This window comes from Allostigmatella hybrida (assembly GCF_020103775.1).
Classification (GTDB): domain Bacteria; phylum Myxococcota; class Myxococcia; order Myxococcales; family Myxococcaceae; genus Hyalangium; species Hyalangium aurantiaca.
In genome coordinates this window covers 1-13,796 of sequence record NZ_JAHXBH010000057.1, presented here as the reverse complement: position 1 = coordinate 13,796, position 13,796 = coordinate 1, and the positions used below count along the sequence as shown (strand labels likewise).

The 13,796-nt window shown below is 67.2% G+C and carries 10 protein-coding genes; 6 read left to right on the top strand and 4 right to left on the bottom strand.

Annotation, left to right across the window (positions count from 1 at the left end; genetic code table 11):
- Positions 1-698: 698 nt before the first annotated feature.
- Positions 699-1,538, bottom strand: coding sequence for a hypothetical protein (locus KY661_RS36845; RefSeq protein WP_225414644.1), 840 nt, complete (start codon positions 1,536-1,538; stop codon positions 699-701).
- Positions 1,539-2,516: 978 nt separating this feature from the next.
- On the opposite strand from KY661_RS36845, the gene KY661_RS36840 reads away from it, so the two are divergent.
- Together KY661_RS36840 and KY661_RS36835 are read left to right on the top strand one after the other, a co-directional pair.
- On the top strand, positions 2,517-3,359 hold the full coding sequence (locus KY661_RS36840; RefSeq protein ID WP_225414643.1) for an abortive infection family protein: 843 nt from the start codon (positions 2,517-2,519) through the stop codon (positions 3,357-3,359).
- 108 nt (positions 3,360-3,467) lie between these two features.
- Positions 3,468-4,565 (top strand): DUF3800 domain-containing protein, encoded by a 1,098-nt coding sequence (locus tag KY661_RS36835; RefSeq protein ID WP_225414642.1) that lies wholly within the window; start codon positions 3,468-3,470, stop codon positions 4,563-4,565.
- Positions 4,566-4,768: 203 nt separating this feature from the next.
- On the opposite strand, the gene KY661_RS36830 is transcribed toward KY661_RS36835, so the two are convergent.
- Positions 4,769-5,608 (bottom strand): hypothetical protein, encoded by an 840-nt coding sequence (locus tag KY661_RS36830; protein ID WP_225414641.1) that lies wholly within the window; start codon positions 5,606-5,608, stop codon positions 4,769-4,771.
- A gap of 791 nt (positions 5,609-6,399) precedes the next feature.
- Positions 6,400-6,672 (bottom strand): hypothetical protein, encoded by a 273-nt coding sequence (locus tag KY661_RS36825; protein ID WP_225414640.1) that lies wholly within the window; start codon positions 6,670-6,672, stop codon positions 6,400-6,402.
- Between the two features lie 548 nt (positions 6,673-7,220).
- On the opposite strand from KY661_RS36825, the gene KY661_RS36820 reads away from it, so the two are divergent.
- The gene (locus KY661_RS36820; RefSeq protein WP_225414639.1) at positions 7,221-8,135 is read left to right on the top strand and encodes a DUF2381 family protein; all 915 of its coding nucleotides are present in this window, start codon (positions 7,221-7,223) and stop codon (positions 8,133-8,135) included.
- 22 nt (positions 8,136-8,157) lie between these two features.
- Complete coding sequence (locus tag KY661_RS36815; RefSeq protein WP_225414638.1) at positions 8,158-10,017, top strand: serine/threonine protein kinase; 1,860 nt, start codon at positions 8,158-8,160, stop codon at positions 10,015-10,017.
- A gap of 512 nt (positions 10,018-10,529) precedes the next feature.
- Here the strand turns inward: KY661_RS36815 and KY661_RS36810 are convergent.
- Complete coding sequence (locus tag KY661_RS36810) at positions 10,530-11,042, bottom strand: hypothetical protein (protein WP_225414637.1); 513 nt, start codon at positions 11,040-11,042, stop codon at positions 10,530-10,532.
- A gap of 615 nt (positions 11,043-11,657) precedes the next feature.
- Here KY661_RS36810 and KY661_RS36805 point away from each other — a divergent pair.
- A complete protein-coding gene (locus tag KY661_RS36805) occupies positions 11,658-12,857 on the top strand; it encodes a serine/threonine protein kinase (RefSeq protein WP_225414636.1) in 1,200 nt (399 codons plus the stop codon).
- Positions 12,858-13,061: 204 nt separating this feature from the next.
- Positions 13,062-13,547 (top strand): helix-turn-helix domain-containing protein, encoded by a 486-nt coding sequence (locus KY661_RS36800; RefSeq protein ID WP_225414635.1) that lies wholly within the window; start codon positions 13,062-13,064, stop codon positions 13,545-13,547.
- The last annotated feature ends 249 nt before the right edge of the window (positions 13,548-13,796 follow it).

The following is a 13,796-nucleotide window of genomic DNA, read 5'->3' as shown; positions in this document are numbered from 1 at the left end:
TGAAGTGCCTGAGAACTCTTCAGTTATCGGTGGGTCCCCACCCGGTGATCCCTCCCCCGGTGATCGATCCGGGCTAGAGTGTCTCGCGCGCTCCTGAGCACCGGCAACGCTCCGGGCCGCGCTGGGCTCCGCTGGCCCGTGTTGGGCAGGATTGGACAGGGACGCGCGAGTTCCTTCCAGGTGGGAAGCGTGCGCGCCCGTAGTACCTGCCGGGTGTTTCGTGTGTCGTGAATCATGCCGCCCAAGGTGCCCAAGCGCGGCGCGTCTGGACATTGGGCAAGTTCAGGCGATCTCCGGCGGATCCAGGCAAACACCAGCAAACACCTTGAATCACTCTGTTTGACGGTCGAGCCCGCACGGACACCAGACAGGCAAGGCGCGGTGAAGCGCTCGACGGCTGGAGGGAAAATCGAGGCGTGACGGCTGGTGTGTCGTGGCGTGACGGCTAGTGTGCCGTGGCGTGACGGCTGGCGCGTCCTGGCGTGACGAGCGGTGTTGCTCCCAGCGTCGCCACCCGACTGCAAACAAGGGCGCCCCAAGGTGCCGCACAAGAGGGGTTGTCCCTCCTGGGATCCGATCCCGACCATCACCTAACCCGCCCTTCCACACTCGCCAAACAGCCCGGAACTACCCGAGGCAGGAGTGACACAGCGCCTCGGGACGTGTCCAGGCCACGGGCGAAGCGTCAACGTTGCTCGTCAAGCGTACAGACGGGCAAGCAAGGGCCGCGCAGACGGCGCGGATGGAGGGCGCGCGGTGCCGTGGCACGGCTGGGCACCGTGGAGCGTGGGCGGCGTTCGCTCGGGACTTCTGCGGGACTTCCACCGGCGCCACCGGGGCACCATCACCGGCGCCACCACCGGCGCCACCACCGGCACCACCGGAGTACGATCTTCGGCGCTACCGGGCGACTGAGGCCCGGTGCGCGGCGGATAGCTCCAGTTCGGCCTCGTGGCTCGTATCCAGCGTCCCAGCTCGGCCCCGTGGGTGCGCGTCCAGGCGCCCAACTCGGCCCGATGCTGCGTGGCAGACAGCTCCAGCTCGGGCGCCTCGGACGGCTCCATCTCGGCCCCGGTGGCGCGCGCGTCGGACAGAGCCATCTCGGCCCGGTGGTGAGAGCGGCGGACAGCTCCAGCTCGGTCCCAGTGCCGCGCGGCGGATAGCACCCGCTCGACCCCGGTGGCGCGCGCGTCGGACAGCTCCAGGCGGATAGCGCTAGCTCGGCTCCGGTGCTGAGCGCGCGGCGAATGGCACCAGCTCGGTCCCGGTGCTGAGCGCACGGCGGATGGCACCAGCTCGACCCCGGTGCTGAGCGCGTCGGACAGCTCCAGCTCTGGCGCGTCGGACAGCTCCACCTCGGCCCCGGCGGCGCGCGTCGGACAGCTCCACCTCGGCCCGGTGATGCGCACGGCGGATAGCGCCAGCTCGGTCCGCTGCTCGCTGCGGATGGCTCCAGCGCGGCCCGGGGGCGCGCGGCGAATGGCGCCAGCTCGGCCCCGGTGCTGAGCGCACAGCGGATGGCACCAGCGCGGCCTCAATGCTGTGCGCGTGTCGGACAGCTTCAGCGTGGGCGCGGCAGACAGCTCCAGCTCAGTTCCGGTGCTGAGCGCGGCGGACAGCTCCAGGCGGATAGCGCCAGCGCGGCCCCGGTAGCGCGCGCGGCGGATGGCGCCAGCGCGGCCCCGGTGGCGCGCGGCGGATAGCTCTAGCCCGGTCCCGGTGGCGCGCGGCGGACGGCTCCTGGCGGATAGCGCCAGCGCGGCCCGGGGGCACGCGCGGCGGACAGATCCAGCTCGGGCGCGGCGGACAGATCCAGGTGGATGGCGCCAGCTCGGCCCGGGAGAGCGCGCGGCAGATAGCGCCAGCTCGGCCCCGGTGGCGCGCGTCGGATGGCGCCAGCTCGGTCCCGGTGCCGCACGCGGCGGATAGCTCCAGCTCGGGCGCGGCGGATGGCGCCAGCGCGGCCCCGGTGGCACGCGCGTCGGATGGCACCAGCTCGGCCTGGTGCGCGCGTCGGACAGCTCCAGCTTGGCCCGGTGGCTCGGCGGACAGCGCCAGCTCGGCCTGGTGCGCGCGTCGGACAGCTCCACCTCGGCCCGGGGGCGCCGTCTTGAAGCTCTCCAACTCGCCCCGAGGCGCGCTACCTCGAAGCTCTCCAGCTCGGCCCGCTGGCGTGCGAGTCCGTCAGCTCCAGCTCGGCCCGGTGGGCGCGCGCTGGACAGCTCCAGCTCGGACCCGGTGGTCCGCGTCAGACAGCTCCAGTTCGGGCCCGGTAGCGCGGGCGTCCGACAGCTCCGGCTCGGCCCGAGGGGCGCCACCCCGAAGCTCTCCAGCTCGGCCCGCTGGCGTGCGTGCCCGTCAGCTCCAACTCGGCCTCCATCATCGCCTGATTCCAACGACACGATGCTGTGGCTGCAACGGCTCCAGACGACTCTCTGTCAGACAGGGTGCGGCGGGCAGCTACCTTCCAGTCAGATCCTTTGGGTCTATGCGTCGCTGGCCACGGAGGTGTGTGTATGCTCCACGGCTCATCGCTCTCAGCGGAGGAACTTGAAGTGGCCCAGCCGCAAATCCCCGAGGCAGTGTGCGTGGTTGTGGGCGACGTGCTCGGCAACTTCTTCTATCACTACCAGACTATCGACGCGACCTTCGTTGAAGCTGGTGCGCACATGCCGCCCCCGGCTGGTAACTGTGTAGCGAGGTGCAGGGGCTGGCTCTCTCGGTCGAACACCGAGCATCGCACCCCCCTCGAAGTGCTGGGCAAGGTGCTTCGGAAGCTCATGGATCTTGATCACTCGTCCTCCACAGATCGGAAGTACCAGCAGCGCGTTCAAGACATTCTTGCGCAACATGGGATGCGCTACGAGCAGGGGGGACGGATCCTTCCGAGCGTTGGTTCGCTTCCGACCCGTGATCTTGCGGCGAAGCTCCGAGAACGCGACCTTGCAGGCGTCGAGGAGGACTTCACCCGGGCGCTGGACACCGTGCGCACTGACCCTCGATCGGCTGTGACGGCGGCGTGCTCGATCTTGGAAGCAACCTTCAAGACGTACTTGGAAGAGGAGGGGCAGCCATTGCCTCCTGATAAGTCCGTGATGCCTCTGTGGAAGGCCGTCCAGCGGCACATGAAACTTACCCCAGACGAGATGCAGAACGACGATCTCCGGAAGGTAGTCAGCGGCCTTTCTTCTGTGGTGGACGGGATCGGAGCGTTCCGTACTCATGCTGGTTCAGCACATGGCGGTAGTCGGTCTCGTCGTGCGCCTGAGGAGTATGAAGCCCGATTCGCAGTACATGCGGCCCACTCGGTCGTCGCCTTCATCCTCGACAAGTGGGCACATCAGCAGGCTCAAGCCTGACCTCGACGGAGCCGTGGAGACGGCAGCAGCGGGATGACGGAAGAGTCTCACGCGCAGGGACGGGTTACTGCCGAATTGTTACGTAGCGGTGACAAATCTGGAGATGCAATGACGACACAGCCGCTCACGCATATTCTTCTCTGCGACGAAGCTGGCAATACCGGCCCCAACTTCCTGGATCCTGATCAGGTGGTATTTGTCTATGCAGGCTTGTTGATTGAACGGGAGAAGTTGCCAGAATTGAGGGTGGCCATCGACGAAGTCGATAGCCATTACCCTGGCGCCACTGAAAAGAAAGGGAAAGCGCTGACGAAAGACGATAGAGGTCGCAAGATCCTGGCGGGCTTTCTTCGCGCGGTCTTGGATATGGGGGGCAAACCGGTCTACTCAGTCATCGAGAAGAAGTTCGCATTGTCCGGGCGGATGGTGGAGAGATTTTTTAATCCGGCGGTCAATCCCGGTGCGCGGTTTCTAGCCCCTGATGACGTCCGCGAACGGAAGGAGATCGGGCTCGTGCTGGCGAACTTGCCTGACTATTACGTGAACATCTTCGTCGAGGCTTACCGTACCCCTTCCGAGGATACGTTCCGCAAGAGCATCAAAGCGCTCATGCGCGCGATGAAGTCCCAGCATCGCCACTACTTGGCCAAGGCCCTCGCGGGAAACCTCCTGCACCTTCCCGAACTGGTAGCCAGTGAACTTGCGGACACCCCAATCTGGGGGCGCCGCAACAAGGGGATCAGCATCAACGTGGGAGCGTTTTTTTCGTTTCTCCAGATTACCGACACGCTCACCCGAAGCATCGGGAACCCACCTACCGAGGTTCTCCATCATCAGATCGATAGCCTTGAAAGCGCCCTCCGCATCGCTTGGGACTATGGCAAAACATCGAAGCCTTCGAGGGTGCTAAACGACGGTAAAGAGGTCCGCTATGGGCTGCCAGCCCTTCAGTCCATACGTTTTGTTGGAGCCTCCGCCGAGAAGGCCATTCGGGGCGCAGACTTCCTCGCTGCCGCTGTCGGGGTGCTCTTGGACTTATGTGCCCGTAGAAAACCCTGGGGATCTGAATTCGACGAAGTTGCGGCTTTGGTGGCGCCCGCTCTCCACTCAGGGGGGATTTGCCATGCCGAGGTGTCGCCCGGGTTTCACCAGCAGTTTGCGGAAGCCCTGTCAGCTATGCATGGATGGGACACATCGAGTGCCTGAACGTCACTGATCGCCGTGCCCCGTCTGAGACGAGGAGAGGGAGCGGCCTGCCAAGCCGGAGGAGGACGTGAGGCGGACGCGGCATCAGCGTCCTGTGCGCCCTGTGGCCGCTCCCGGTGGAACCGGCTGTCCAGCTGGCGACTCAAGCGCGGTGGACACCCACCACCACGGGGTAGAAGAAGGGCGCCGCCCAACTCCTCAACTCAGTCATCGAGGCGAGAAAAGTCGAGATCCAGGATGAAGGCATCGAAGGACTCTGGAGCCTTCTTGCAGAAGGCGACGATGTCGAGCCAGAGAGGCCAGCCATGGACTTCGCGAATGCTCACCGCCCATTGAGTCCCGCCGTCGAGTTCCGTAAGTCCACCGAGGTTATAAGCCTCAAGCTGGTTGATGCGGTCGTTGATGACTCGGTCGGGAATCTGCAACGCACTCTTCAAATCGCTGGTGAGCAGTGCGGTGCCAAGCCCGGTTCGAGCTGCCTGGGTGCCCTTCACGCGATGCACACGCTGCACGACGGCACCGAGGAATTGACGGACGTCAAGCGGCACCACCGTCAGATCCTCGATGTACTCGTTCACCCACTGGACCATTTCCTGAAGCTCCTCGTCGCTCTGCCCCCATCCGAGGACTGAGTCGATGCGCCGCAGGTTCTTGACGCCCTTGGGCTGCACCATGGTCGTCCAGTCCGTCAGCTTCTCCTGGATCGCACGAACTGGGTCCGCGAACCGGCGCTCGTGGTCTGCCTTGTAACTACGCAGCGTCTCGACCGGGTACTTCGCAACGTTGTCCGTCACCTTGTGGTGCGGGTAGCACATCAACATCAAGTTGGACGCGGCGCGCCGCTCCTCGTTCGTCATCGCAGGGTTGAACCGCTGGCCTCCCTCCTCGGCGGCCTCGATGTGGCACACTTGGCCAATGAACACGCCTTCGAGGTTCATCATCATCTCGGTGCAGCCTGGGTACGCGCAGAGGTTTCCGGATTTCAGGTACAGTTCCCGAAGCGTGTCCCCGGTCGGCGCAAGTCGCTTAGGCTTTTCGGTCATAGTGCCGGAGACCATATCCCCAGAGGACTTCCGTCGGGGTACGGCGATCAGTTACGAGCTGACCGACGCGCGCACTCACCAGGGCCGAGCTGAAGCTGTCTGACGCGCGCACCCACCGGGCCGAGCTGGGCGCGGTGAGGATGGCTGCCGTCCTGGCTCGCGCCACCGGGCCGAGCTGGAGCTGACCGACGCGCGCGCCCCGGGCCGAGTTGGAGCTGTCCGTCGCGCAGCACCGGGGCCGAGCTGGCGCAATCCGCCTGGAGCTGTCCGCCGCGCCCGAGATGGAGCTGTCCGCCGCATGTGCGCAGCACCGGGGCCGAGCTGGTGCTATCCGCCTGGAGCTGTCCGTCGCGCCCGAGCTGGAGCTGTCCGCCGCGCGCGCCACCGGGCCAAGCTGGCGCTGCCCGCCTGAAGCTGTCCGCCGCGCTCTCAGCACCGGGCCGAGCTGGAGCTGTCGAGCTGTCCGCCGCGCCCGAGCTGGAACTGTCCGCCGCGCAGCACCGGGACCGAGCTGGAGCTATCCGCCGCGCGCGCCACTGGACCGACCTGGCGCCATCCGCCTGGAGCTGTCCGCCGCGCTCTCAGCACGCGGGGCCGAGCTGGCGCTATCCGCCGCGCCCAAGTTGGCGCCATCCGCCGCGCGCGCCATTGGGCCAAGCTGGCGCCATCCGCCTGGAGCTGTCCGCCGCGCTCTCAGCACCGGGGCCGAGTTGGAGCTGTCCGCCGGGCCCGAGCTGGAGCTGTCCGCCGCGAGCACCACCGGGGCCGAGTTGGAGCCGTCCGCCGCGCGCTCAGCACCGAGCCGAGCTGGCGCCATCCGCCGCGCCCGAGCTGGGGCTGTCCGCCGCGTCCGAGTTGGGGCTGTCCGCCAAGCTCGGGCTGGCGCTATCTGCCACGCCCGAGCTGGAGCTGTCCGCCGCGAGCGCCACCGGGGCCGAGTCGCTCGGCCCGGTGGCGTGCGAGTCCGTCAGCTCCAGCTCGGCCCGGTGCGCGCGCGCTGGACAGCTCCAGCTCGGGCCCGGCGGTCCGCGTTGGACAGCTCCAGCTCGGGCCCGGTGGCGCAAGTCCGTCAGCTCCAGCTCAGGCCCGGTGGTGCGCGCGTCCGTAAGCGCCGACTCGGCCCCGAGGGCGCGCGTCGGTCAGCTCCCAGCTCGGTCTACCTCGGCCCCAGGAGGATCACCGCAGCTTGGAAAGGCGGAAGCCGGGCAAGAGAGCGCGCCCAGGGAGCACTACGCGAACCGCTGCAAGGGTTCCGGAACAGCGGTGCCGCGCCTACGGCCCAAACCCGGGTCCGTGCTTCTCGGACGCATGGCGGCCCCTTAGCGCGCGCCAGAACGCCAGCGCCATGGCCAGCGTCACCGAGGCGCGGCAGGAGAGTGAGCCGAGAGCCCGGAAGCGCGGGCAGGCAAGCGCAGTGCTCAGCCGAGGGCACCTAGCCTGGGGGCAGCCGAGCACGGCCCAGCGGGTGCGGGGGCGGGCAGTAGAAGCGTTCTCGGTGCACCGTGGCAGGCGGTGAAGGGCCGAATGCGCCGCACGTCTCGTGCAGGGCCTGCGACGCGGACGCCCGCTCTCGTCTGCTAGGCTGGGAGCCTACCTGGGAGGTTCCCCCGTTTTGCTCCGACCGTCCTTCCCACCTTTCGCGTTCGCCTCGCTGCTGGTGGGCCTTGCCGCTACGGCACAGGCCGCGCCCGCAAGGGGCTTTGCTCCCCGCTCCGTCGTTCTCACGGGCAAGGCGGGCGAGTCGCCCGTGCTCTACCTCTCGCCTGACGGTCCCACGGTCATCCTGCTGGACGCGCCGATCATCCGTGAGTCTGTCCAGGTGGAGGGTCGCGCCCGCTTCGCCAGAGTGGATCCCGGGGATACGGGCATCACGCTGGCCCTTGCTGTGCCGCTCGGGCCCATGGAACGGCTGGCGCTGCGCTTCACCTACCGCGAGGGCTCGCCCCAAACTGTCGTGTTCCTACTCACCCACCAGCCTGGCACAGTGGACACCGTGGTCAGCGTGAGCCGCCCGCAGCAGACGGTGGAGGCGTGCCGCGTGGAACTGTCCGCCGCGCGCGAGCGGTGCGAGGCACAAGCCAAGGAACTGGAGGAATTGAAAGCGCGGCCCCCAGCGGTGAGCCCCGCAGCCGTGGCGCTCGCAGGGCTCGTGGACTTGAAGGGCATGAAGGCCCAAGCCTTCCGGGAAGCGTGCCGCGAGGTGCCGGGAGAACTTCACCCCGCACAGTGCAGCGGGCTCGCGGCGTCAACGTGGACGGTGCTTGTCCTCGAAGTGAGCAACACCGGGCCGGAGCCGTGGGCGCCCGCGTGGGCCGAGGTGACGTCCGCAGCGGGAGGGGAGGCGCGCCGTGCGCGCGCGGTTCTCTCGGGACAGGCCGCCATTCCCCCGGGGGGCGCGGTGAGCGTGGCCGCTGAGGTGGAGATGCCCGCGAGGCAGCAGGATGCATGGTTGCAAGAGCCGCATACGCTGCGGGTGTGCAACGCGGACGGGAGCCGCTGTCTGTCCGTTCCCCAGGTGAAGCTGTAGCCACACGCGAGAGGTGCTCGGCATGTTCTGGCGATTGGATCCAAAGAACCTCAAGCCGGGCCAGTGGGTGGACTGCTGGCGCATCGTCCGGAAGGTCGGTGGCGGCAGTTATGGCGTTGTCTACGAGGTGGAGAAGGACGGGAAGCGCTTCGCGCTCAAGGTGGCCTGTCAGGTGGACAAGCGGAGCGACCCGAAGCAAACGGACGCACGCGCGAGGCGCGAGGCGGTCTGCCTCGGGAAGCTCGAACACCGCCACATCATCCGCAAGTGGGCGGAGGGGCGTTGGGGGGATCCTCGCTCGGGCTTCCTCTACATCGTCCTGGACTTCGTGGACGGCTACACGCTCGGGGAGTGGGTGCGGCGGACGTACCCGACGGTGCATGAAGTGGTCGTCCTGTTCCTCAAGCTGTTTGACGCGCTGGAGCACATGCACGCGCGGGGCGTGTTCCATCGCGACTTGAGCTTGAGAAACATCATGGTCACCAAGGAAGGCGAGCCGGTGATCATCGACTTTGGAGCGGCGGACTACGCGGACGCCGCAGAGTTGACGGATGCACCGTTACCCCCCTGCACACAGCGCAACCGCAGCCCGGAGGCGGTGCGCTTCTGGCGGGAGAACCTCCACAACCCGGAGGCGCGTTACCCCTTCAAGGCGACCGATGACATTTTCGCGCTCGGAGCCGACCTCTACGACGTGCTGACGGACCCAACACCCGACCTCAGCAAGAATCGGCCCTCGCTCCAGGGCGCGGTGGCTCCTGCCTCCCCGTTCAAGGTCACCCAGGGGCGCGTGCCGCTGGACTTGAGCAACTATGCGTTGCTGCTGATCCATGAGGACTTGGGGGAGAGGCCCGCGACGGCGAAGGATGCGCGGCGTCCGCTGGAGGACTTCGCGAAGTACGAGGGCTCGGAGTGGCGCGGCACCCGCCCCCACCCCGTCGCCGCGCACTTCCCGCCAGAACCCGCCGAAGGGGCTCCCATGGTAGTCGCGGAGGGCCAACCGGGGGGCCTGGAGGTGCCGATCCCCGTCCACCCGTCCGCCGTGCAGGGGGCGGGGGATGCCGCTCTCGACAGTGCGCGCCTTGCGTGGCGCCGCCCGGCGCTCGTGGGGATGCTGGCGCTCGCGGTGCTCGCGGCAGCCGTGGCCGCCACCCTGCTGCGCAAGCCAGCACCAGCGGAGCCGCCCCCGGTGGCCAGGAGCGCCCCAGCGGAGCAACCCCCACCCGCGCCCGCTCTGGCCGAAAAGCCGACAAGCCGCCCCGCTCAGTTACCCTCGCCTCTCCCTACCCGAGAGGAGGCGAGCCCTTCCGTGAAACAACCCGACAACTCTCCCACGCTCACCAACGACGTACCCAACCCGCCGAAGGCCAGCCCCCGGCGCGTCCCCTCGAAGGTGGAGCGGTGCGCGCTCCTCGTGTTCACCGTCGCATGGGTTGAATCGGGCTGCACCGGAGTGCAGACGCGGCCGGACCCGGAGGCGTGCCCCCAGGCAGCCGTTGAGGCGATGGAAAAGGAGCTAGGTTGGTTCGTGGGAGATCAGCCCGCGATCATCGTTGACGTGACCAAGCGAATCCCCGAACCCTTGACTAAGCGGGAAGACGCTTGGGCGGTGTTCAATGACGGTCCCGTGACGGGTGAGCTTGCAGAAGCAGAAGGGAAGGCCCCGAAGGGGACGCGGCTGGAGGGGCACCTGTGGACAACGGGGGATCGCATCTATGGCCGGTATCGCCGTGCCCAGCTCCCAGGCGGGCGCACGGTGCCGATCTGTGTCGAACTGGGCGGCGTGAATCACGTGGGCATGGACAAGCGCGAGGGCTCGAAGCCCGGCGCCGCTGTGGGCTCGAAGGAGACCAACGGGCTTGCTGTGAAGCGGTGGCGTTGAGCGCGGCACTGTAGATTGGCCCCGTAGCGCGCGAGGGTATCTCCGCCTCGGCCCGGTGGAACTCTGCCCCGAAGCTCTCCAACTCGGCCCGGTGGCGCGCGTGGCGGTCAGCCCCAGCTCGGGCCCGGTGGCGCGCGCGTCCGACAGCTCCAGCTCGGCCCGAGGGAGCCGCCTCGCAGCTCTCCAGCTCGGGCCCGGTGGCGCGCGGCGGTCAGCCCCAGCTCGCGGGCCCGGTGGTGCGCGTCTGATAGCTCCGTAAATGCTCGCCCTACCCCCGGCGACGCGGGCTCCACCACTCAGGCGCCCCAAACGAACAGACCTGTTCCATTCGGAGCGGGGACAGGGTGCGGCGGACGCCAACCCAGCATCCGCCTTGCGTCCTCTAGCAGTTTGGTGGGCCGCTCCCCCTCCTCTTTCCAGACGGAGCATGGTGATCAACACGGGACGTGGTGAGTGAAGGCTCCCAGCGAGCCCGAATTCGACCCTCCAGGCACCCCCGTCACGTGCTCAGGCTACTGCATCTCGCCGCGTGCCTCCCTCAACACTATCTCCATCACCTGCTGCTCGGGCGGTGACAGCTCAACCTGCGTCAGTTCCATGACGCCGACTTTCAAGAACCGCGTGCGATAGCCAAGTGCCTGGATGAACCGAGTGCCTTGGGGAACGATCAAATGGCATCGGAGTTGAGTAAGCGAACAGGCGTGCTCCTTCGATGCGGTGGCGAGGAGTTCTTCGCGTGTCTTCGAGTGCATCAAGAGCGAGAACCGAGCGTACGTTTCAATCAGCTTGGTTGCGGCACCGTCGTGGAAGTCACCTCGCTTGCCGCCCATGTACCCCGACGCCGTGGCCTCACACATGAACAGAGTGCCTGACGCTGGATGGATGCCGATGCCATCCGGCTCCATCTCATGAACAAGCCGACGAAGCCCACCCGAGAGTGGAACGGCCTGGGCTGCCCGCGAGAGCCAAAAGGCCCGAAGAAGCCCAGGCTCGACGACCTTCTTCAGCTCGTTCGTATTTGCCACGCGAACCTCAATTTCCGCGCTGATTGCGGACGGGAGTATAGGAGAATGGCAGCGCGGCGCCAGTCGTCGCGGCGCCCAGGTTGGGCCGCTAGAATTCGCGCCCAAATTGGCCCGGTGGCGCGCAAGGGGCAGCCGTGGTTGCGGCGCCCATCTCGGCCACGATGGAGCCGTGCGAGAATGGCGCGCGGCGCCCATCCGTAAAGGCAGCGCGGTGCCCTTCTGGAACGGCGGCGCGAATGGCCGTCCAGCTCGTCACTATTCGCCCTCCTCCAGTTCGGCAGGCCGCTCCCTCTCCTCCTCCCTGACGGGGCACGGCGATCAGTTACACAGCTCCGGCTCGGCCCGAGGGGCACCACCTCGAAGCTCTCCAGCTCGGCCCGGTGGCGCGCGCCGGTCAGCTCCAGCTCGGGCACGGGGGCTCGCGCGTCCGACAGCTCCAACTCGGCCCGGAGACGCGCTCCCGCATCAAAGCGAGCTTCCTGGGGTTCCGCTGACGCTGTAGCTCGGGCTCGCGTCGCTCCCAACCCTTGGCGTCGTTCACTCCTCTCGCACATGCCGGGTAGTGTTTCGCTCTGTCACGCGGCGCTCTCTTCGCGCTGCCAGGAGTCGATCCGCATGGCTACGGCAAAGCCGCCCTTCTCCATCCCGGGCGTCATTCTCTTCTCTCAGGGCGATCTCTCGTATGAGGTCGATCTGTCGCACGGGCTGGTTGAGGACTTGGCGCAATCGAAGCTGGGGGAACGGACCGTCCTCGCGTGGGAGCGAATGGGCGCCAAGCGCCTGCGGTCGGTCATCATTCGCAGCGTGCCTCCTACGTCGTCGCGGGATCAGGAAGAACTCAACAAGATGCGCGCGCGGCTGCGCGAGGAGGCCCGCCTCGCCACCTACCTGCAACACCCGAGGATTGCCCGCACCTGTGGGCCCTACGAGAGCCATGGCGTTCTGTATGTCGTGTCAGACACTGTGGAGGGCACTTCGCTCAACACCCTGATCAACTATGCCCACATGCGCATAGCGCCCTTTTCCCCCGCGTTCTGCATGTACGTGGGCGCCGAGGTTGCCAGTACCCTGCATTACGCGCATACCTGCAAGGACGAGAGCGGCGCTCCGCTGGGCATCGTTCATCGTGACGTGAACCCCGCCCGCATCTACCTGGGGACAGAGGGCGAGATCTTCCTGACGGACTTTGCCCGCGCACGTTCTCTGCTCCCGGGCCGGGTGGCCACAACTCTCCCGCGCCCGCAGGGTGATGTGGCCTACTGCTCTCCTGAGGCACTTCTAGGCGAGGAGGCGGATCCGCGCTCGGATTTGTTCGCGCTCGGGTTGGTTCTGCTGGAACTGGCGTCCTTGCGCCACCTCTACAGCACGGGCAATGCACGCTTTGAAGACTTGGAGAGGGCACTGACGCCGAAGGTGAAGGAGCAGGTTCGAGACGCCACCATGACGGCCATGGAGGCAGACCTTCCGGAACACGCCGAAGACTGCATCCTGCGGGCTGCCACGTTCGAGCCGGGGGACGTGGAGGAGATCACCGAGCCGATAGCGCCCGCGCTGCGCTCCGTCCTCCGCAGGTTGCTCCAGCGGAAGCCGGAACATCGCTATCCCTCGGCGGCGAAGTTGGAGGCGGAGCTGCGGGCGGGCCTCGCCACGCTCGGAGCTCCCTACGGAGCCAGAAAGACGCTAGAGGAGGGTCGCAACTCACGCGATGGGGCGAGCATGAATCGGCGCGTGATCGGCCCCACAAGCGAGCACGAGCTACCGCCCGACATGATGACGACGGGCGACATCACCACCGAGCCGGGCAGGGCCACGTAGCCAGCCGCCGTGCTCCTTGTCTGAAGTTCCCCGCAGGCCCCACTTCGGCGCGGCGCCGAGGACGGGAGCGGCTCGTGTCCGACGGGGACGGCAGACGCGCCACGTCCCGCGCTGGCTGCCGTGCGCCGCGACGGCTGGCGCTGTGTCCAGACCTTCCCCTCGGCTCCTCAACCCGTCCGACAGGACACCCCCGGAGGTTTCCTCATGGCCAAAGCCCTCGCGAAGACTCCAGCCGCTGCACGTTCCAGGCGCCCCACGGCGCGAGGTCGCAAGCGGCCCTCTCTGCCTCGCCACATCGAGATCCGCCAGCAGGGACTGGCGGCCACCATCGGCACAGTGGCCAAGCAGGCACGAACGCGCGCCGGACTCACCCAGGCAGACGTAGCCGAAGCTCTCGGCACCCACCCCGAGGTGTACGGGCGCCTGGAACGGGGGGAGGTGATGCTGAGTGTCCCAACGCTGATGAGGATGTGTCTGACGCTCGGCTGCGGGCCGGATGAGCTGATGGGGTTCTCCCCGATGGAGCCACCGCAGAACTCCCCTTGGGCAAGCATGCTGCCACCCGGCGTCAACGACACGCCCGAGAAGCGGCGTCTGTTGCGCGGCATCGCTCACCTGGAGAGCCCACAGGTCAAGACCCTCTCACGCTTGGTGACATTCCTCCTGCCAGCAAGGAGCGCCCGGAAGTGAGCCCCGCAGGGTGCAGGCTGCCTCTACGGTCCACGATGACGGGCGCCGTCATGTTGCACGTATGTCGCAGGAGCGTGCGGAACGGGATGGAACAGGACGGGACGAAACGGGACGCGGCGGGAGATCGACTCCGAAGCATTCCGGGCGGTTACGAGGTAAGGGCGCGATTCTGCTAAGCCATCGGAAGAAAGTTCGTGCAGGGGGTATACCGCGTCCCTGAAGTCGAAGTGACTGAAGGGAGAGGGCAGT